General features: G+C 63.8%; 20 protein-coding genes. 15 read left to right on the top strand and 5 right to left on the bottom strand.

The features are described from left to right. The first annotated feature begins 39 nt into the window (after positions 1–39). The 6 genes from KMZ29_RS11195 (at position 40) to KMZ29_RS11170 (ending at position 5774) form a co-directional block, all read left to right on the top strand. Positions 40–864, top strand: coding sequence for a transglutaminase family protein (locus KMZ29_RS11195; RefSeq protein WP_215623732.1), 825 nt, complete (start codon positions 40–42; stop codon positions 862–864). Between the two features lie 190 nt (positions 865–1054). Beyond that, positions 1055–2365: an ABC transporter substrate-binding protein gene (locus tag KMZ29_RS11190; protein ID WP_215623731.1), complete on the top strand. Its 1311-nt coding sequence runs from the start codon at positions 1055–1057 to the stop codon at positions 2363–2365. A gap of 93 nt (positions 2366–2458) precedes the next feature. Then, the gene (locus KMZ29_RS11185) at positions 2459–3214 is read left to right on the top strand and encodes an ABC transporter ATP-binding protein (RefSeq protein ID WP_215624232.1); all 756 of its coding nucleotides are present in this window, start codon (positions 2459–2461) and stop codon (positions 3212–3214) included. A 12-nt stretch (positions 3215–3226) separates the two neighbouring features. Beyond that, positions 3227–3931: an ABC transporter ATP-binding protein gene (locus KMZ29_RS11180; RefSeq protein WP_215623730.1), complete on the top strand. Its 705-nt coding sequence runs from the start codon at positions 3227–3229 to the stop codon at positions 3929–3931. 8 nt (positions 3932–3939) lie between these two features. Then, positions 3940–4812: a branched-chain amino acid ABC transporter permease gene (locus KMZ29_RS11175; protein WP_215623729.1), complete on the top strand. Its 873-nt coding sequence runs from the start codon at positions 3940–3942 to the stop codon at positions 4810–4812. Between the two features lie 2 nt (positions 4813–4814). Beyond that, a complete protein-coding gene (locus tag KMZ29_RS11170; protein WP_215624231.1) occupies positions 4815–5774 on the top strand; it encodes a branched-chain amino acid ABC transporter permease in 960 nt (319 codons plus the stop codon). Positions 5775–5917: 143 nt separating this feature from the next. Here KMZ29_RS11170 and KMZ29_RS11165 read toward each other — a convergent pair whose 3' ends face one another. Further along, complete coding sequence (locus KMZ29_RS11165) at positions 5918–6775, bottom strand: VOC family protein (protein ID WP_215623728.1); 858 nt, start codon at positions 6773–6775, stop codon at positions 5918–5920. Between the two features lie 114 nt (positions 6776–6889). Between KMZ29_RS11165 and KMZ29_RS11160 the strand changes: the two genes are divergently transcribed. Continuing rightward, entirely contained in the window at positions 6890–8197 is a 1308-nt protein-coding gene (locus tag KMZ29_RS11160; protein WP_249779895.1) for an NAD(P)/FAD-dependent oxidoreductase, read from the top strand. A gap of 269 nt (positions 8198–8466) precedes the next feature. Next, positions 8467–9453: a GGDEF domain-containing protein gene (locus KMZ29_RS11155; protein WP_215624230.1), complete on the top strand. Its 987-nt coding sequence runs from the start codon at positions 8467–8469 to the stop codon at positions 9451–9453. A 130-nt stretch (positions 9454–9583) separates the two neighbouring features. Here KMZ29_RS11155 and KMZ29_RS11150 read toward each other — a convergent pair whose 3' ends face one another. Continuing rightward, entirely contained in the window at positions 9584–9856 is a 273-nt protein-coding gene (locus tag KMZ29_RS11150) for a tetratricopeptide repeat protein (protein ID WP_215623726.1), read from the bottom strand. A gap of 265 nt (positions 9857–10121) precedes the next feature. On the opposite strand from KMZ29_RS11150, the gene KMZ29_RS11145 reads away from it, so the two are divergent. From KMZ29_RS11145 to KMZ29_RS11135, 3 genes are all read left to right on the top strand, one after another. Continuing rightward, positions 10122–10880: a proteasome-type protease gene (locus tag KMZ29_RS11145; RefSeq protein WP_215623725.1), complete on the top strand. Its 759-nt coding sequence runs from the start codon at positions 10122–10124 to the stop codon at positions 10878–10880. Between the two features lie 20 nt (positions 10881–10900). Further along, positions 10901–11650 (top strand): SDR family oxidoreductase, encoded by a 750-nt coding sequence (locus KMZ29_RS11140; protein ID WP_215623724.1) that lies wholly within the window; start codon positions 10901–10903, stop codon positions 11648–11650. A gap of 213 nt (positions 11651–11863) precedes the next feature. Further along, positions 11864–13168 carry a NupC/NupG family nucleoside CNT transporter gene (locus KMZ29_RS11135; protein WP_215623723.1) on the top strand — a complete coding sequence of 435 codons (1305 nt, stop codon included), beginning with the start codon at positions 11864–11866 and terminating at the stop codon, positions 13166–13168. Positions 13169–13256: 88 nt separating this feature from the next. On the opposite strand, the gene KMZ29_RS11130 is transcribed toward KMZ29_RS11135, so the two are convergent. Both KMZ29_RS11130 and KMZ29_RS11125 read right to left on the bottom strand, forming a co-directional pair. Continuing rightward, positions 13257–13820, bottom strand: a complete 564-nt coding sequence (locus KMZ29_RS11130) for a cupin domain-containing protein (protein ID WP_215623722.1) — start codon at positions 13818–13820, stop codon at positions 13257–13259. A 99-nt stretch (positions 13821–13919) separates the two neighbouring features. Next, positions 13920–14207, bottom strand: coding sequence for an usg protein (locus KMZ29_RS11125; RefSeq protein WP_215623721.1), 288 nt, complete (start codon positions 14205–14207; stop codon positions 13920–13922). A 379-nt stretch (positions 14208–14586) separates the two neighbouring features. Between KMZ29_RS11125 and KMZ29_RS11120 the strand changes: the two genes are divergently transcribed. Both KMZ29_RS11120 and groL read left to right on the top strand, forming a co-directional pair. Next, positions 14587–14904, top strand: a complete 318-nt coding sequence (locus KMZ29_RS11120) for a co-chaperone GroES (RefSeq protein ID WP_215606075.1) — start codon at positions 14587–14589, stop codon at positions 14902–14904. 141 nt (positions 14905–15045) lie between these two features. Beyond that, entirely contained in the window at positions 15046–16689 is a 1644-nt protein-coding gene (groL, locus tag KMZ29_RS11115) for a chaperonin GroEL (protein ID WP_215623720.1), read from the top strand. 165 nt (positions 16690–16854) lie between these two features. On the opposite strand, the gene KMZ29_RS11110 is transcribed toward groL, so the two are convergent. Beyond that, positions 16855–17697 carry a LysR family transcriptional regulator gene (locus tag KMZ29_RS11110; protein WP_215623719.1) on the bottom strand — a complete coding sequence of 281 codons (843 nt, stop codon included), beginning with the start codon at positions 17695–17697 and terminating at the stop codon, positions 16855–16857. A gap of 129 nt (positions 17698–17826) precedes the next feature. Between KMZ29_RS11110 and KMZ29_RS11105 the strand changes: the two genes are divergently transcribed. Together KMZ29_RS11105 and KMZ29_RS11100 are read left to right on the top strand one after the other, a co-directional pair. Further along, positions 17827–18423, top strand: coding sequence for a cysteine hydrolase family protein (locus tag KMZ29_RS11105; RefSeq protein ID WP_215623718.1), 597 nt, complete (start codon positions 17827–17829; stop codon positions 18421–18423). 104 nt (positions 18424–18527) lie between these two features. Next, positions 18528–18809 (top strand): type II toxin-antitoxin system RelE/ParE family toxin, encoded by a 282-nt coding sequence (locus tag KMZ29_RS11100; protein WP_215623717.1) that lies wholly within the window; start codon positions 18528–18530, stop codon positions 18807–18809. The last annotated feature ends 8 nt before the right edge of the window (positions 18810–18817 follow it).

Below are 18817 nucleotides of genomic sequence, written 5' to 3'. Positions count from 1 at the left end.
AGCCTTCGCTGCTCACACCCGATTCGGAATCTTAGCGTCATGCGCCTGCGAATTGCCCATTCCACCATCTATCGCTATGAGCCGCCGGCCACCGGGGTGATCCAGATCCTGCGCATGACGCCGGGCAGCCATGACGGGCAATATGTCGCCGAATGGCAGATCGACGTTTCCACCGATTCACGGCTCCAGGTGCATCAGGACGCCTTCGGCAATGTCACGCATGTGCTGACCGAAGGGCCGATCGCCGCCCTCACCATCAATGTCGAGGGCCTGATCGAGACCCACGACACCGGCGGCGTGCTCCGCGGCACCGACGAGCGGTTTCCGCCGAGCCTGTTCCTGCGCTCGACCTCGCTGACCGAGGTCAATCCGGCGATGGCGGCCTTTGCGCGCGAATTGCGCTCGGAATCCGAAGCCGACGTGCTCGGCTTCCTGCATGCGCTGATGATGCAGATCAACGAGCACATGACCTTCGACGAGGACCCCACCAACAGCGGCACCTCAGCGGCGGAAGCCTTCGCGCTGAAGCGCGGGGTGTGCCAGGACTACGCACATATCTTCATCGCCTGCGCGCGCACCGCCGGCGTGCCGGCGCGCTTCGTCGCCGGACATTTCCTGCGTTCCGACGGCATGACCCATCAGCAGGCCGGCCATGCCTGGGCGGAGGCCTTCGTGCCCGATCTCGGCTGGGTCGGGTTCGACCCGGCCAACGCCATCTGCACCACCGATGCCCACGCCCGCGTCGCCATTGGGCTGGATTATCTCGGCGCCGCACCGGTGCGTGGCACCCGCTACGGCGGCGGCACGGAAACCCTGTCGGTGGCGGTCAGGGTCGAACAGGCCGGGCGGCAGAGCCAGTCGTAATTTTCCCGATTTGCCGCCTGCGCAATGGCGCGGCGGCGGATGTGCAGCTTTTCGTCAGTTGGCATGACGTCCGGCCTTCTCGTGTCGGATCAGCGACGCTTGCCGCTTGACATCCGTCGGCCCTGCCTCTGTGATGGGCGACAACAAAAACCAAGAAGCGCAATGCACAATTTTCCAGGGGAGGATTTCGATGCTGGTGCTTAAAGCTGCTCGTGTGTTTGGTGGGTTGATTGCCGCGGTAGCGGCGCTGGGGATGGCGGCTTCCGCCGACGCCCAGGAAAAGAAAATCAAGATCGGCGTGATTTACGACCTGACCGGCCCGCTCGCGGGCGGCGGTTCGGAGCTGCAATACACCGGCGCCAAGATCATGCTCGACTCCTATGCCAAGAAGGAGGTCGAAGGCTACAAGATCGAGGCGGTCTACGCCGACGCCCAGAGCAAACCCGATGTCGCCATCAACGAGGCGGTCCGGCTGATCGAGCAGGAAAAGGTCGACATGCTGCTCGGCTTCTTCTCGTCGGCGCAGTGCGTGCCGGTGGCCGCCCGCGTCGAGCAGCTCAAGAAATTCATGTGGATTACCACCTGCATTTCCTCGGCGGTGCTCGAGAACAAGAATTTCAAATACATCTTCCGCCCGCAGGCGAGCGGCGATCAGTTCGGCATGATCGCGATGGACTTCATCGAAAAGAATTCCAAGGCCAAGTTCGGCAAGGAGCCGAAGGACCTGCGCGTCGCCATCATCCACGAGGATGGCGCCTACGGCGTTGATGTGGCCAAGGGCAATGTGGCGGGCGCCAAGAAGGCCGGCTTCAACGTCGTCATGAAGGAAGGCTATTCGGCGACCGCGCCCGATCTCTCCGCGCTCGTCACCAAGCTGAAGCGTGCCCGGCCCGACGTGATCTTCCACACCGGCTACAATCCCGACATCACGCTGCTGCTGCGCCAGGCGCGCGAACAGGGGCTGAAATTCGGCGCCCTGGTCGGCCATGGCGCAGGCTACGGCGTTTACGAGAAGCTGAAGGAAGGCCTCGGCGGCGACGTCAACCACTTCTTCAACGTCGATCCGATCTCGATCTGGCTCGCCAACCAGAAGACCATGGATCCCAAGCTGCCGCCGGTCATCAAGATGGTCGGTGAGGAGTTCGACAAGGCGAAGCCGGGCATTGCCATCCGCTCGGCGCATGTCGGCATGGCCGCGTCGAACACCTACGTCTTCCTGACCGAAGTGCTGCCGCGCGCCATCAAGAAATACGGCGGCGTCGATCCCGAGGCGCTGCGCAAGGCGTCGCTGGAAGTCGACATTCCCGAAGGCGGCACCATGCTCGGCTTCGGCGTCAAGTTCTACGGCGACGGCGCGCCGATGGCCGGGCAGAACGAACGCTCGTTCCCGGTGGTCATCCAGTATGTCGACGACAAGTCGTATGTGGTGTGGCCGAAGAGCCAGGCGCAGCGCGAGGCCGTGTTGCCGCTGCCGGCAGGCACGACCTACAGCGACAAATAGGCGATCCCTGGAGCCGCGGTTCTGATTGAAATCAGAACCGCGGCTCCGGTCTTTTGTTTTGACGCGTGTTTTTTGCGCACCAAAGGGATCGTCGTGCTGGAAGTCGAGGGCTTGGTAAAGCGGTTTGGCGGCTTCACGGCCGTCAACCAGGTATCGTTCAAGGTCGATCAGGGCGAGATTCTCGGCCTGATCGGTCCTAACGGCTCGGGCAAGAGCACGATCTTCAACATGCTCTCCGGCACGTTCCAGCCGTCGGCGGGCTCGATCAAATTCGCCGGTGCCGAAATCTCCGGTCTCGCGCCGCACCGGATCATCAATCGCGGCATCGGCCGGACCTTCCAGATCCCGCGGCCGTTCCACCGCCTGACGATGTTCGAGAATGTGGCGCTGGCCGGCTATTTCGGCCAGGGCAAGCACAGCCGCATCAAGGCCGAGGAAGCCGCCGAACGCGCGCTCGGCATGGTCGGGCTGCCGACCGACCGCACCGCTGCGGTCGACGGGCTCGGCGCCGCCGGGCTGAAGAAGCTCGAACTCGCCAAGGCGCTCGCGACCGGTCCGAAACTGCTCTTGGCCGACGAAAGCCTGGGCGGGCTCGATGAGACCGAGATGGACCAGGCCGCCGACATGCTGCGCAAGATCCGCGACGAGCTCGGCATCACCATCATCTGGGTCGAGCACATCATGGGCGTGCTGATGCGCGTGGTCGACCGCGTCATGGTGCTGGATCACGGCGAGAAGATTTCGGAAGGGCTGCCGAGCGAGGTGTCGAACGATCCGCGGGTGGTCGAGGTCTATCTCGGCACCGACGCCGATGCGACGCAGGCCGCAGCTGCCGAAGCGCGTCGGTAAGGGGTAGCGCGCATGCTGGAACTGAAATCGGTCGATGCAGGCTACGGCACCTTTCAGGCGCTGTTCGGCGTCAGTCTCGACGTCAAGGCGGGCGAAGCGGTCGGCGTGATCGGCCCCAACGGCGCCGGCAAGACCACCCTGATGCGGGTGATCTCCGGCCTGATCCGGCCCAGCGCCGGCACCATCACCATGGAAGGCGCCGACGTCCTGAAAACGCCGGAACATCGCATCGTCAGCCTCGGCATCGCCCATGTGCCCGAAAATCGCCGGCTGTTTCCCCGCCTGACGGTGGAAGACAATCTGAAGATGGGCGCCTTCATGCCGGAAGCGCGGGCGCGCTATGCCGAACGGCTGGACTTCGTGTTCGACCTGTTTCCGCGCATGAAGGAGCGCCGCCACCAGATGGCCGGCACCATGTCCGGCGGCGAGCAGCAGATGTGCGCGATCGGCCGCGCGCTGATGTCGGACCCGAAATTGCTGCTGCTCGACGAGCCCTCGGCGGGCCTCGCGCCGGTCGTGGTGCAGCAGGTGTTCGAACTGGTAAAGCGCATCCGCGCCGGCGGCCTCACCGTGCTGATCGTCGAGCAGAACGTGCAGCAAGTGCTGAAGGTGGTCGATCGCGCCTACCTGCTGGAGGCGGGCTCGATCCGCGCCTCCGGCACATCGGGCGAGATGCTCGCCGACGACACCATCCGCCAAGCCTATCTCGGAGTGTAGGTAACACCATGACGGACATTTTCGATATCTACCTGCTCGAAGCCATGGTGAACGGCATCCTGCTCGGCGGCGTACTGGCGCTGCTGGCGCTGGGGCTGAACCTGATCTTCGGCGTCATCGACGTGACCTGGATCTGTTACGCCGAACTGGTCATGATCGGCATGTACGGCATGTATTACCTGGTCCAGGTTTTCGGGCTGCCCTATTACGTTGCAGCACCCTTCACGATCCTGCTGGTGGCGGGACTTGGGGCGCTGCTGCATTGGCTCGTGATCGCTCCCCTGCTCTCGGCGCCGCCGATCAACCAGTTGCTCGCCACTGGCGGCGTGCTGTTCGTGCTGCAGAGCTTCGCCACCGTCGCGTTCGGCATCGACTTCCGCAACCTCGGCATCCGGATGCCGGTGCTGAAATTCGCCGACATGCATTTCAGCTATTCGCGCCTGCTGGCGTTCGCCGCCGCGCTGATCGGCATGCTGCTGGTCTATTTCTTCATGAAACGGACCTATATCGGCACCGCGATCCGCGCCATCTCGCAGGACCGCCAGATCATGGCGCTGATGGGCGTCGATACCAAACGGATCTATCTCATCACCTCGGCGCTCGGCGGCGCCCTCGCCGGCCTCGCCTCCTGCCTGCTGGTGCTGCAATACGACATCCACCCCTTCGTCGGCCTGTCGTTCGGACCGATCACCTTCCTGATCTGTGTGCTGGGCGGGCTCGGCAATTTCGTAGGCGGCTTCGTCGCGGCGTTCGTGTTCGCCGAGATCATCTCGCTCGGCGGCCTGTTCTCCGATCTGGAGTGGGGCTACGTGCTGGCCTTCGCCTTCTTCATCGTCATGATGTTCATCAGGCCCGCCGGGCTGTTGGCGAGGCGCTCGTGACCATGCGTCAGTCCCTGCCCTGGATTGCCGGCGCGGCGCTGATCGCGCTGCCCTTCGTCTATCGCGAGCCCTACCATCTCCACATCCTGATCCTGATCCTGATCTGGTCGTTCGCCTATACGTCATGGTCGATGATGGGGCGCTTCGGGCTGGTGTCGCTGGGCCATGGCGGGTTCATGGGCGTCGGCGCCTATGTGACGGCGCTGTTGTGGAATCATCTGGGGGTGTCGCCGTGGATCGGCATTCCCATCGCGATGCTCGCCGCCGCCGTGCTGGCTGTCATCGTGGCCTATCCGTGTTTCCGCTTCCGCATCACCGGCCATTATTTCGTGCTGGTGACGCTGGCGCTGTCCGGTATCGTGCTGCAGGTAATCACCGCGACGCGCGACTATACCGGCGGCTCGCTCGGTTACACGCCGGACCGCACCAAGGGCAACCATCTCTGGGCGCTACAGTTCGACGACAAGCTGACCTGGTACCTGATCGCGCTCGGGGTCTGGGCGGTGGGGCTCTTGATCTGGAACCGGGTCGACCGCAGCATGGACCGCTATGCGCTGGAGGCGATCTCCGAGGATGAGGACGCCGCGGCGGCTGCCGGCGTCAACGTGACCTGGGAAAAGCTCAAGATCACGATCATCTCGGCGCTGATGACCTCGCTGTCGGGCGCGCTCTACTGCCAGTACCAGATGTTCATCTCGCCCGACACGGTGAGCGGCATCTCGGTGTCGCTGCAGATGGTGTTCGCCGTCATCGTCGGCGGCCTCTATGTTTCGCTCGGGCCGACGGTCGGCGCCGTCATCACCATCCTGCTCGCGGAAATCCTGCGCATCGGATTCGGCACCAAGGCGGTCGGCTGGGACAACCTCGTCTACGGCGTGCTGCTGGTGGTCTTCATCATCTTCCTGCCCAAGGGCATCCTGGGCAGCATCATCGACAGGGTGAAGACGCTGCGGAAGGCGTAGTCAGTCGTCATTGCGAGCCAACGGGTCGCGCGAATGCGCGCCCGATGACAGGCTCCGCGAAGCAATCCATAACCGAGGAGCAAGAGTGGATTGCTTCGTCGCTTTGCTCCTCGCAATGACGGTCTCAATCTGCGCGCGCGTTCCTACACCCCGACAAACGCCAGCAGCGTGCCGTTCGCCGCCGCAGGCGGAACGCACACCGCGTTTCCGCTGCGGACAGCCGAGCCGCCGGCCGCCTTCTCCGCGGCGGAGAGATCGGATGTCGCAATCACGAGGCCTGCGCCGCCGCGCTCGGGTAGTCCCGCCAGCGAGGCCGCGGGATAACGCCGGGCCACCTGTTCCCTGGTGAGGAAGACGAAATCGGCGCGGTCCGAACCGGAGGGCACCGCGACCGCGCCATCCGGCGCTGCCTTGGCGTCGCGGTCGATCAGGCGTCCGAGATGCGCGGCATCTTTCGCAGGCTCGGTTGAAACGATCAGAACCTGCTTCAGCCGTCTCGCGCCGTTGGCGTGTTTCATCAGTTCGGGAATCCAGACGGTTTCCCGGGTCTTGTGCTGGCAAGCGAAGATGCGGACCCCCGCGGGCGCCTCCTCGATCGGCCACTGAAAGATCCTGAACCTGGCCGCCGACTGCGTGCCGTCAGGCATGGTCACCGGCCGCTCGAAATCGGTCGGGCCGAGGGCCGCATAACCGCGCGCGCGGATCTCTTCGGCGCCGGCGGCCGAATCCACCGCGGTAAAGGCGATGCGCTCGATGCCTTCGCCGCGCTTGGCGAGAAAGGCGCGCGCCGGCGCATTGTGTTCGGTTTCGGCCAGCACGCCGAGCAATTCGATGTAATCGGGATCGAGCATGATGGTGTAGTTGCCCGATCCCATCTTGGCGCTGTGGGTGCCACGCGGCGATATCGTGAAGCCGAGCCGCTTCCAGTTCGCGGCGGCCTTGTCGAGATCCCTGACCATGACCACGGCATGATCGATTCCGATGACATTCTTGAGTGTCACTCTGTTATTTCCCCGGCATGAATTGGACACTAAGCTAACCCGATCGATCCGGCGTCTGCAAGGCAACGAAGGAGCGATGCCGATTTCACCGCCGTCGATCGACGAGGAAAGATGATGATTGATACCGCAACTGTCCGCTGGCCCGACTCGCTGTGGGCGGCGGCGACGCCGCCCGGTCCGGAACTGCCGGAGTTCGCCGGGAACGCGGAAACCGACGTCATCGTGATCGGCGGCGGCTTCACGGGTCTGTCGACGGCGCTGCATTTGCGCGAGGCCGGCGTCGATGTCACCATCGTCGAAGCCATGGAGCCGGGCTGGGGTGCCTCGGGGCGCAACAACGGACAGGTGATCCCTACCCTGTCGCGGCCCGACCCGGAGGACATCATTGCAAGGCACGGCGCCGCCGGCGAACGTTTCGTCGCTCTTTTGCGCGACAGCGCGTCCACGCTGTTCGACATCACGCGGCGCTATCAGATCCAGGCCGAGCACGAACAGACCGGCTGGGTGCAGCCGGTGCATTCGCCGGGGCGCATCAAGATCGCCGAGCGGCGGGTGCGGCAATGGTCGAAATTTGGCGCTGCGGTCGAACTGCTGTCCCGCGACCAGACACGGGAGATGCTGGGATCGGATGCCTGGTTCGGCGGCTTCTGGAACAAGACCGGCGGCCACATCAATCCGCTGGCGCTGGCGCGCGGTCTGGCGCGCGTCGTGCTGGAACGCGGCGGCCGAATCTACGCGCGCTCGCCCGCAACCTCGTTCGAACGGCGCAACGGCCGCTGGGTGGTCAGAACGGAAAAGGGCGAGATCAGCGGCCGGGCGCTGATCGTGGCGAGCAACGCCTATACCGGCGAATTCTCGAAATCGCTGATGCCCGATATCGCACACGAAGTCATGCCGGTGCTGTCCTGGCAGATGGCGACGCAGCCGCTGTCCGAGGCGGCGCGCAAAACCATCATTCCCGGACGGCAGGCGATGTCCGATACCCACGGCGAACTCTATTTTGCGCGCTACGACGCACGGAATCGCCTTGTCACCGGCGGCGCCGTGATCGGTCCCGGCAACAAGGTGGAAAGGATCAAGCAGCGAGTCGGCGAGCGCCTGCAGCGGCTGTGGCCGCAGATCGGGGCAGTCGAATTCGATTATGTCTGGAACGGCTATGTCGGCATGACCACCGATTTCCTGCCGCGCATTCACCGCCTCGGGCCTGACGCTTATGGCTGGACCGGCTGCAACGGCCGCGCGGTCGCGCTGACGATGTCGCTCGGCGACGAACTTTCCAAAGCCGTGCGGGGTGTCCCGGAAAAGGATCTCGCGCTGCCGTTCACGGATCCTGCCCCGATCCTCGCGCACGGATTGCTGCGCAAACTCGCGCCCTTGATGCTGATGGTCTATCGACGGCGCGACGCGCGGGAAATCGGCTGAGGCGGCGCGCACCTGCGTTCGAGCCGTGAACCATGGATGCTCCCCAGACCACGCCGTCTTTTCCACAGCGCAACGACTTCTGCGAACGAGATGCAATACCAGTGATCTGAATGGCCTGCCCGGCAAAGGATTAGTGAAAGTTTAATTCGGATGCCTTAGATACAGGCGGCATTTTTGCTGAATCACCGGCACCAACCATGGCAGACGACAGCCTCAACGACATGGATGTGGAATATGCAACCACGGTTGCGGACCGCGCGATCCGGTCGATGTCGCTACAATCTGTACCTGCAACGCCTAACAATTTCGCGGTCTGGTTCAACTATGCGATGGGCACCTCGCCGGCGCTGAGAAAGACCATCGATATTCTGATCGGCAACAAACGCAAATTCGATTCCGCGATCAATCACGAACTCTACGTGACCTATGTCAACCCGCAGTCCAATGCCGGTACCGCCGCCGGTGATTTTCCCGAACAGCTGCAAGGGGTGATATCCACCGCCAGGCAATTCCTCGCGGCAGCCATCTCCGACAATCGTACCCAGATCGAAGCGCTCGGCGAGGTCTCGTCACAAGTTGAGACAACCAGCGATCCGAGATCGATCATCGAAAAGCTGGTGACCGAATTGTCAAAGGCGACGACGCGGGCCTCGGCTTTGGAGGCCAATTTCGCCGAGACGTCGCACGAACTGGACAAGATCCGCGACTCGCTGAAGCTCGCAGAGCAACGCTCGAACACCGATGCACTCACCGGGCTGGCCAACCGGCGTTCGCTGGATGAGTTCTTTCGGTCGGCTTTGATTGCCGCGATGGAGACGGGCGAACCGCTCAGCACCCTGATGATCGACATCGATCATTTCAAGAAATTCAACGACAGCTTCGGACATCAGGTCGGAGACCAGGTGCTCCGGCTGGTGGCCAAGGTCATGCTGGACAGCGTGCGCGATGTCGATCATGCGGCTCGCTACGGCGGGGAGGAGCTGATCGCAGTGCTTCCCGGAAGCGACCTCGCTGCTTGTGCAGCGGTCGCCGAACGCATTCGTCGCCGCATTTCGGAAGCGCGGCTGACCCGACGCGCGACAGGCGAGGAGATTTCGAGCGTCACGGTTTCAGTCGGCGTTGCGCAATTCCGGATGGCGGAATCGGCAGAGGCCCTGATCGAGCGATGCGACCGTGCGCTCTATCAAGCGAAACAATCCGGCCGCAATAGAACTGTCACGGAAACGGACATCGACGGCGACGTGGCTGCCGCCTAGTCCTTTAGGAAGTGCGCTCCCCGCGACGAAGCTGAACCACATGCCGGAGAGACGGCGCGAAGCCGCCTCTAGGCCTTCTCGGTTCTGAAACACGCGATGCCAACCAGCGCCGCGAATCGACGGGGCGACGTCAATACTCGCAAGCCCGGTAATTCGACGCTTCGCAGGTCTGCACCATTTCGCCCGCCTGTGAAATTTCCTGCGGGCTCATGGCCTGCGATACCTGCTGCAGCTCCGCCTTGGCCCTGGCGTCGCCGCGCCTGGCGGCGAGGCTGAGCCACATGAAGGCGCGGGCCGAGTTGCGCGCGACGCCCTGCCCCTTCCGGTACATCACCCCGACCAGGTGTTGCGCCTTGGCGTTTCCGGTCTCGGCGAGCGGACGGAACAGCCGGATCGCCGGCACGTAAGCCGCGGTTATAGGCCACCATGCCGTCTTCCCAGGGGCCCGCGCAGGCGGCAGAGATGCCCCACATCTGCGCGGCCACGATCATGCCGCCGATCACAACTGGTTTTCGCATGGCCGCCCTGCTTCGGATACGATGGGTGGTTTTCTACCCGTTCGGGGATGGCTGCGCCAAGGGGAATGAAGGGGAATTGGGGTTGGATGGCCCCCTGAAATTGGCTACACGTTTCCCGTCGATCATCGCGGATGGTTCCGAGGACCGGGAATGACCTATTGTTGCGGAGTGCTGGTGCGGGACGGGCTGGTGATGATCGCCGACACCCGCACCAATGCCGGGCTCGACAACGTCTCGACCTTTCGCAAGCTCCACATCTTCAACAAGCCTGGCGAGCGCATCATGGCAATCGCCAGCGCCGGGAATCTGGCGATCAGCCAGTCGGTGCTGTCGACCCTGACCGAAGGACTCGAAGACCCGCACACCGGCGAGATCGAGACGCTGATGAACGCGCCGACCATGTTCCAGGCCGCGCAGCGCATCGGCCGGGCGATCCGCGCGGTGCACGCCACCGAAGGCGTCGCGCTGAAATCGGAGGACATCAATTTCGACGTCTCGTTCCTGTTCGGCGGCCAGATCAAGGGCTCGCGGATGCGGCTGTTCATGGTGTACCCGGCCGGCAACTTCATCGAATGCACCACCGACACGCCCTATTTGCAGATCGGCGAGCACAAATACGGCAAGCCGGTGCTCGACCGCGCCATGCATTACGACGTCGAACTCTACGAGGCGCTGAAGACCAGCCTGATCTCGATGGACTCGACCATGCGCTCCAATCTCGGCGTCGGCCTACCGATCGACGTGCTGGTGGTGCGCACCGACGTCTGCGACGCCGATCTCAATCACCGCATCGAGGCGGGCGAGCCGTATTTCCACGACTTGCGCTCGCGCTGGTCGGCGGCGCTGCGCGCCGCGCACCAGAATATTCCGAGACCACCCTACAAGACCGAACCAGACGCAAAAACATAAAGCACAAGGGCAGGAAACCAATGGCCGACAAGATTGCAGTGGTGACGGGTGCGGGCACCGGCGTCGGACGCGCGGCGTCGCTGGCGCTGATGAACGCGGGCTTCACGGTGGTGCTCGCCGGACGCCGCATGGAAATGCTGGAAGAAACCAAAAAGCTCGGCGACAATGTCGGCAAGAGCCTGTGCGTGTCCGCCGACATGACCGATCCCGGCTCGATCGCAGCCCTGTTCGCCAAGGTGATGGACACCTACGGCCGGCTCGACGTGCTCTTCAACAATGCCGGCATGGGCGCGCCGCCGGTGAACTTCGAGGACCTGAGCCTCGAGCAATGGCAGGCGGTGGTGAACACCAATCTGACCGGGCCGTTTTTGTGCACGCAGCACGCGTTCCGGATCATGAAGGACCAGACCCCGCGCGGCGGCCGCATCATCAACAACGGCTCGATCTCGGCGCATGCGCCGCGGCCGTTCTCGGCGGCCTATACCTCCACCAAGCACGCCATCACCGGCCTGACCAAGGCCAGCAACCTCGACGGCCGCATGTACGACATCGCGGTCGGCCAGGTCGACATCGGCAATGCCGCGACCCCGATGACCGACCGCATGGTCGCCGGCGTGCTGCAGCCCGACGGCCGCAAGATTCCGGAGCCGCGGATGGATGCGAAAGCGGTCGGCGACGCCGTGGCCTACATGGCCGGCCTGCCGCTCGACGCCAACGTGCTGTTCATGACTGTCATGGCCACCAAGATGCCGTTCGTGGGCCGGGGGTAAGCGCACTCTCTTGTCGTCCCCGCGAAAGCGGGACCCATACTCCGCGGCGCTGATTGGTTTAAGAGGCGTCTAACGCTGGTGCTCTCACCGAGAGGACACGGCGTATGGGTCCCGGCGTTCGCCGGGACGACATGTTGAGTGATCCAGCCCGGGCGCGCCGGGTTTCCACACCTTGCCATCGCTGCCATAATCCCCCGGGGCCGCGGGGGAATCATGCTGCAACTTCAATCGGCGTTCGGCGTGTTGGCATTGCTTTTGATCGCGTGGGCGTTCGGCGAGAACCGCCGCGCGGTGTCGCTGCGGCAGGCGGCGATCGGGCTTGCCGTGACCCTTCTCACCGCGGTGGCGCTGATCAAACTGCCGTTCGTGGTGTATGGATTTGGCGTCATCAACGACGCCGTCGGCGCCATCTCCGCAGCGTCACGCGCCGGAACCTCCTTCGTGTTCGGCTATCTCGGCGGGGCTGCGTTGCCGTTCGACCTGAAGGCGCCGGGCGCCGCCTTCATCCTGGCGTTCCAGGCGCTGCCGGTCGTGCTGGTCATGAGCGTGCTCACCACGCTTTTATTCTACTGGAAAATCCTGCCGCCGGTCGTGCGCGGCATGGCGTGGCTGCTGGAGCGCACGCTTCGAGTCGGCGGCGCGGTCGGGCTATCGACCGCGGCCAACATCTTTCTCGGCATGGTCGAAGCGCCGCTGTTCATCCGGCCCTATCTGGCGCAGCTGACGCGCAGCGAACTGTTCCTGGTCATGACCGGCGGCATGGCCGGGATCGCCGGCACCGTGCTGGTGCTCTACGCCACCCTGCTGGCGCCGCTGATCCCGGATGCCGCGGTGCATTTCGTCATCGCCTCCGTGCTCGGCGCGCCGGCGGCGATCCTGGTCAGCCTGATCATGGTGCCGGAGACGTCGGACAGGCGCACCGCCGGCGCGCTGGCCGATCCCCGGGGCGATCCCCGCGTGGCGTTCATCGATTCCAGGGTGGCGCAGGCCGATCCCGACATCCACGCCTCCTCCACCATGGATGCGATCGTCAAGGGCACCACCGCCGGGCTCGAGCTGCTGCTCAACATCATCGCCATGCTGATCGTGCTGGTGGCGCTGGTCTATCTCGCCAACGCCATCCTCGGGCTGTTGCCCAACGTCGGCGGCGCCGCGATCTCGATGCAGCGGATGCTCGGCTATGTCATGGCGCCGGTGTGCTGGCTGATGGGCCTGCCGTGGCCGCAGGCGGTCACCGCCGGCAGCCTGATGGGGATCAAGACCGTGCTGAACGAACTGATCGCCTATGTCGACCTGTCGAAGCTCGGCCCCGACGCGCTCGAGCCCCGCTCGCGGCTGATCATGCTCTATGCGATGTGCGGTTTTGCCAATTTCGGCAGCCTCGGCATCATGATCGGCGGGCTCGGCACCATGGCGCCGGAGCGCCGCGACGAGATCAATGCGCTTGGCCTGAAGTCGATCGTCTCGGGCACGCTGACGACCTGCCTGATGGGCGCGATCGTCGGGGTGTTGAATTAGTTATCGTCATTCCGGGGCAGCCCGCAGGGCTGAACCCGGAATCTCGAGATTCCGGGTTCGACGCTTCGCGCCGCCCCGGAATGACGGCTTACGCCGTCAGTTCGACGGTATCGAACTCCGCCGGCAGGATCACTTCCAGCAGTTCGACGTCGTCGGAATAATCCATGATCAGGTGCTTGATGCGGGGTGGTTGGATCCAGGCGCTGCCCTCCTCCATCAGGGTCTCGCCCTGTCCCTCCATGTAGGTCTTCACCCAACCTTTGAGGACATAGACCATCTGGAATTCGACATCGTGGAAGTGCAGTTTCGAAACCTCATCGGGATCGCACGGTCCGACCAGCCGGATCACATGCGCCTGCGCCAGGCCTTCGGTCGCATCGGCGAAGCCGAGATCGCGGTACATAGCGTAGGCGCGCAGGCCATCGGCCTTGAAATCCTCTTCGCGGTGATGGCTGACGGCGACGCGCTGCTTCGGGCGGGCGCGCTTGGCGGCAGGCGCCGCACGCGCCTTGGTCTTGCGGTCCTTGGCCTTGATGGCTTTTCGCGCGGTGGATTTGGCGGCCGCCTTTTTGGCGGCGGTCTTGCGCGCCGGCGATTTCTTCGACGCGGCGGTCTTCGACGCGGCGCGCGATTTCGGCTTCTTCTGGGCCATTGGTGCTCTCCCTTTCCGAATGGAGGAAAGAGGCTAGCACAATTTGGGCTTCGCGGGGTGGGCCAAAGCGCGCTCGCGCCGCGCCCACCCTGCCCCGTGTCAATGCAGCCGGAACACGCCGTCGACGGCGCGCAGCTCGGCGGGCTTGATCAGCTTGGAATGCGCCACCGTGACCGAGAACAACGGGCCTTCGAGCTTCTCCTGCCAGAAGACGAGAAAATCCTTCAGCGCCGGGAATTTCGGAAACAGATCGTAGTTCTGCCAGACGTAGGTCTGCAGCAGCGAGGGATGATCCGGCATCCGATAAAGGATCTGCGCCGTCGTCAGCCCGTAGCCCAGCACCTGTTTCCGAAAGTCGTCGGAAACGACTCCAACCCGCGAAACCATGCCAACCTCCATTGCTGGAGCGCATTCACGTGGTGGCCACCAACCGGAGCCAGCCCGGCGGAGATGCGCTCACATGAGAGAAATGTGACGCACGCGACCCGTCCATCACAAGCCTAAATGTTTAACGATTTGTTGAAAAAGGCCGCGTTAGCAGCAGCTTACCGCAGGTGCTAATACGGCTTTCCGCGGTTTGGCCGCCGGAATTAATGATGATGAACGATTTTGGCAGGCGCCATATTTGAGTGCCAGTTTTTCTGCTAGAAGCCCTTGTCCCCGCAACCAACCTGCCCTATGTCGAGAGCGCTCACGCTGGCACTCGCCGGCGGGGACTGCTAATTTTCTAAAAACTCGAACATCTTCAAAATCTTAGGAGGACTGCATGAAATTCCGTCCGCTTCACGACCGCGTTGTGGTCAAGCGCATCGACGCCGAAGAGAAGACAGCAGGCGGCATCATCATTCCGGACAGTGCCAAGGAAAAGCCCTCGCAGGGCGAAATCACCGCCGTCGGCCCGGGCGGCCGCGACGAAGCCGGCAAGCTGATCCCGATCGACCTCAAGGTCGGCGACCGCGTGCTGTTCGGCAAATGGTCGGGCACCGAGGTCAAGCTCGACGGCGAGGAGCTCCTGATCATGAAGGAGAGCGACATCATGGGCGTCCTCACCGACGTTCCCGCCACCAAGAAGAAGGCCGCGTAAGCCGCGTCCGTTCCCTCATCCTGAGGAGCCGGCGCAGCCGGCGTCTCGAAGGATGAGCCCCATGCTCAACTCATCTCATCCTTCGAGACGCCCTCCGGGCTCCCATGGGATGAGGATCCAGTTTCAAACGGAGACGAATAAATGTCAGCTAAAGAAGTCAAATTCGGCGTTGATGCCCGCGATCGCATGCTGCGCGGCGTCGACATCCTCGCCAACGCGGTGAAGGTCACGCTCGGCCCCAAGGGCCGCAACGTCGTGCTCGACAAGTCGTTCGGCGCTCCCCGCATCACCAAGGACGGCGTCACCGTCGCCAAGGAGATCGAGCTCGAGGACAAGTTCGAGAACATGGGCGCCCAGATGGTGCGCGAAGTGGCATCGAAGTCGGCGGATGCTGCCGGCGACGGCACCACCACCGCGACCGTGCTCGCGGCGGCGATTGTCCGTGAAGGCGCCAAGTCGGTTGCCGCCGGCATGAACCCGATGGACCTGAAGCGCGGTATCGACCTGGCTGTCGAAGCCGTGGTCGCCGACCTCGTCAAGAACTCCAAGAAGGTCACCTCGAACGAGGAAATCGCCCAGGTCGGCACCATCTCCGCCAACGGCGACGCCGAAATCGGCAAGTTCCTCGCCGACGCCATGAAGAAGGTCGGCAACGAGGGCGTCATCACGGTTGAAGAAGCCAAGTCGCTCGAGACCGAACTCGATGTCGTCGAAGGCATGCAGTTCGACCGCGGCTACATCTCGCCCTACTTCGTCACCAACGCCGACAAGATGCGCGTCGAATTCGACGACGCCTACATCCTGATCAACGAGAAGAAGCTCTCCAACCTGAACGAACTGCTTCCGCTGCTGGAAGCCGTGGTGCAGACCGGCAAGCCGCTCGTCATCGTCGCGGAAGACGTCGAAGGCGAAGCTCTCGCCACCCTCGTCGTCAACCGTCTGCGTGGCGGCCTCAAGGTTGCCGCCGTCAAGGCGCCGGGCTTCGGCGATCGCCGCAAGGCCATGCTGCAGGACATCGCTGTCCTGACCGGCGGCCAGGCGATCTCGGAAGATCTCGGCATCAAGATGGAGAACGTGACCCTGCAGATGCTCGGCCGCGCCAAGAAGGTGATGATCGACAAGGAGAACACCACCATCGTCAACGGCGCCGGCAAGAAGGCCGACATCGAAGCCCGCGTGCATCAGATCAAGGCGCAGATCGAGGAAACCACCTCGGACTACGACCGCGAGAAGCTGCAGGAGCGTCTGGCCAAGCTCGCCGGCGGCGTCGCGGTGATCCGCGTCGGCGGTGCGACCGAGGTCGAGGTCAAGGAGCGCAAGGATCGCGTTGATGACGCGATGCATGCGACCCGTGCGGCGGTTGAAGAAGGCATCGTGCCGGGCGGCGGCGTCGCTCTGCTGCGCGCCTCCGAGCAGCTCAAGCGCATCAAGACCCAGAACGACGACCAGAAGACCGGCGTCGAGATCGTGCGCAAGGCGCTGTCCGCGCCGGCCCGCCAGATCGCGATCAACGCGGGCGAAGACGGCTCCGTCATCGTCGGCAAGATCCTCGAGAAGGATCAGTACGCCTACGGCTTCGACTCGCAGAACGGCGAATACGGCAACCTGGTCACCAAGGGCATCATCGACCCGACCAAGGTGGTTCGCGCGGCGATCCAGAACGCAGCCTCGGTTGCGGCTCTCTTGATCACCACCGAAGCCATGATCGCCGAACTGCCGAAGAAGAGTTCTCCGGCCGGTGGCGGCATGCCCCCGGGCGGCGGCATGGGCGGCATGGACTTCTAAGCGACGAAGTCGTCCCGGACGCGGTGCAGCGCGAAGCGGTGCACCGCAGAGCCGGGATCTCGCTCCATAAATGCAAAACCCCGGCAGCGATGCCGGGGTTTTCGTTTGGCAGGCAAAACTCGGCCCGCGTATGATAGGTGGTTCTTGCGCCAGTCACTCTCCCGCCTATGCCTTCGAAAATTCCTCAAAGCAGTCGCGAACCCAGTCGATCACGGCGCGCGCCGCGGGATCGCGCTTGAGATGGTTCTGCACCAGCAGCCAAACGTCGCGGCGCCGCGGCAGCAGCGTGGCGCGCAGGCCGCGGTCCGACAGCAATTCCTCGCAGGAATGTTCGGGTAGGATGCCGATGGCCTGATGGGTCTGGATCAGCGTTTTGATGATGCGGACATTATCCGTGATGCAGCGCGCGCGCTGTTGCAGTCCCCTCCCCTTCAGGAACAGGGAATCCGGGGTGAGGTCGAGGTCATCGGGATAGCTGCAGATCACAGGCTCGAAATCGGGCGCGACGGCCGGCTCGAAAAAATACAGCCTGATTTCAGCAAGCTTCGAGATCGTGAAATCGCCCTTGTCGGGTTTTCGCAGGCGAATGGCGAGGTCGGCACCCCAGCGCGAGAATTTCACGTTCTCGCTGGAGGTGAGGAAATGCAGGCTCAGGCCCGGGTTCGGCACCAGCAAACGGCAGGCGCGCGGAGCCAACAGTTCCTCCGCAATGGCATTGGTGGACGCAATCCGGAAGCGTCCGGTCAGACCGGCCAAGCTCTCGCCGACCTTGCCGATGTCGGCAACGTGCGCCGCCATCGCCTCGATATGCGCGAGAACCGCCTCGCATTGCCGGGTCGGCCGGCGCACGCCGTCGACGGCCTCGAACAGTCTCAGGCCCAGCGCGCGCTCGATGCGCGCCAGTCGCCGGCCCACCGTCGTCTCGTCGATCCGCAGCCGCGCGCTGGCGCCGGCATAGGTGCCTTCGTCCCTGACTGCGGCAACGATGCGGAGATCATCCCAGTTCATGCTCTCCGTTATCACGACGGAGCCGCTTCCTGCAATATTGCAGCCATCGGCAGCAATTTTCCTGCGTGAAAGCCGGACTGCTTTCGCTATGTTTGGTCATCGGCAACCACAATCGGAAATCCCGCAACCATGACCGTCGCCAAAACCCTGCTTCAGCTCGCCGGCGCCGACCTCAGCCTTCCCAGGCTGAGCGACGCCTGCCTCGTTCTGATCGACCTGCAGAACGAATATCTCACAGGCCCGCTCGCTCTGCCCGACGCCCATGCGGCGATCAAAAACGCCGCAAAGCTGCTGGCGCGGGCGCGGAACAGCGGGGCCCCGATCTTTCACATCGCGCACAAGGGACGGCCCGGCGGCCTGTTCGATCGCGCCGCCGAGCGTGGCGCGATCGTATCCGCGCTGGCTCCGCTGGATGGCGAGCCGGTGGTCGAGAAGGAATTGCCCAATGCGTTCGCCGGGACCGATCTGCAGCCGCGCCTCGCCGCGACCGGGCGCAAGAACATCATTCTTGCGGGATTCATGACGCATATGTGCGTCAGCTCCACGGCGCGAGCGGCGCTCGACCTCGGCTTTCGCGTCACCATCGACGCCAACAGCTGCGCCACGCGCGACCTTCCCGACGGCCGCGGCGGGACGATTGCCGCCGCAACGGTTCACGACGTGGCGCTGGTCGAGCTATCCGACCGTTTCGCGATTATCGCGCGCGACGGCGATGCGCTGGCGTAGCCGGGGGGGCGCAAGCCATGCCCAAGGTGAAAAAATGGGGAGGCAGTCAGCCACCGCGAAAGTCCGCTTGACTAATCCGCGATACGTATCGCATACTACAGGGCATGATCCGCAGCTTTGCCGACAAGGCCACGGAACTGCTGTTTCGTGGCGGCCCCTGCCCGGCCCGCTGGCGGAGTATCGAGGCCGTCGCCCTGCGCAAGCTCGATATGGTGGACGCGGCGACCCGTCTGGACGATTTGCTATCCCCGCCGGGCAACCGGCTGGAAGCATTGAAAGGCGACCGCCGCGGGCAGCATTCCATTCGCATCAACCGGCAGTGGCGAATCTGTTTCCGCTGGACGCCCGACGGCCCCGAGGCGATCGAGATCGTGGACTATCATTGAGGGAGGCA

Source organism: Bradyrhizobium sediminis, assembly GCF_018736085.1.
GTDB lineage: Bacteria > Pseudomonadota > Alphaproteobacteria > Rhizobiales > Xanthobacteraceae > Bradyrhizobium > Bradyrhizobium sediminis.
The sequence above is the reverse complement of the archived record's forward strand: the minus strand, read 5'-3'. Positions and strand labels throughout refer to the sequence as shown.

Excerpts from the sequence above, each read along its gene's own strand:
- KMZ29_RS11195 (WP_215623732.1), top strand. The coding sequence starts at position 40 with ATGCGCCTGCGAATTGCCCATTCCACCATCTATCGCTATGAGCCGCCG.
- KMZ29_RS11190 (WP_215623731.1), top strand. The coding sequence starts at position 1,055 with ATGCTGGTGCTTAAAGCTGCTCGTGTGTTTGGTGGGTTGATTGCCGCG.
- KMZ29_RS11180 (WP_215623730.1), top strand. The coding sequence starts at position 3,227 with ATGCTGGAACTGAAATCGGTCGATGCAGGCTACGGCACCTTTCAGGCG.
- KMZ29_RS11175 (WP_215623729.1), top strand. The coding sequence starts at position 3,940 with ATGACGGACATTTTCGATATCTACCTGCTCGAAGCCATGGTGAACGGC.
- KMZ29_RS11170 (WP_215624231.1), top strand. The coding sequence starts at position 4,815 with ATGCGTCAGTCCCTGCCCTGGATTGCCGGCGCGGCGCTGATCGCGCTG.
- KMZ29_RS11160 (WP_249779895.1), top strand. The coding sequence starts at position 6,890 with ATGATTGATACCGCAACTGTCCGCTGGCCCGACTCGCTGTGGGCGGCG.
- KMZ29_RS11155 (WP_215624230.1), top strand. The coding sequence starts at position 8,467 with ATGTCGCTACAATCTGTACCTGCAACGCCTAACAATTTCGCGGTCTGG.
- KMZ29_RS11145 (WP_215623725.1), top strand. The coding sequence starts at position 10,122 with ATGACCTATTGTTGCGGAGTGCTGGTGCGGGACGGGCTGGTGATGATC.
- KMZ29_RS11140 (WP_215623724.1), top strand. The coding sequence starts at position 10,901 with ATGGCCGACAAGATTGCAGTGGTGACGGGTGCGGGCACCGGCGTCGGA.
- KMZ29_RS11135 (WP_215623723.1), top strand. The coding sequence starts at position 11,864 with ATGCTGCAACTTCAATCGGCGTTCGGCGTGTTGGCATTGCTTTTGATC.
- KMZ29_RS11130 (WP_215623722.1), bottom strand. The coding sequence starts at position 13,820 with ATGGCCCAGAAGAAGCCGAAATCGCGCGCCGCGTCGAAGACCGCCGCG.
- KMZ29_RS11125 (WP_215623721.1), bottom strand. The coding sequence starts at position 14,207 with ATGGTTTCGCGGGTTGGAGTCGTTTCCGACGACTTTCGGAAACAGGTG.
- KMZ29_RS11120 (WP_215606075.1), top strand. The coding sequence starts at position 14,587 with ATGAAATTCCGTCCGCTTCACGACCGCGTTGTGGTCAAGCGCATCGAC.
- groL (WP_215623720.1), top strand. The coding sequence starts at position 15,046 with ATGTCAGCTAAAGAAGTCAAATTCGGCGTTGATGCCCGCGATCGCATG.
- KMZ29_RS11110 (WP_215623719.1), bottom strand. The coding sequence starts at position 17,697 with ATGAACTGGGATGATCTCCGCATCGTTGCCGCAGTCAGGGACGAAGGC.
- KMZ29_RS11105 (WP_215623718.1), top strand. The coding sequence starts at position 17,827 with ATGACCGTCGCCAAAACCCTGCTTCAGCTCGCCGGCGCCGACCTCAGC.
- KMZ29_RS11100 (WP_215623717.1), top strand. The coding sequence starts at position 18,528 with ATGATCCGCAGCTTTGCCGACAAGGCCACGGAACTGCTGTTTCGTGGC.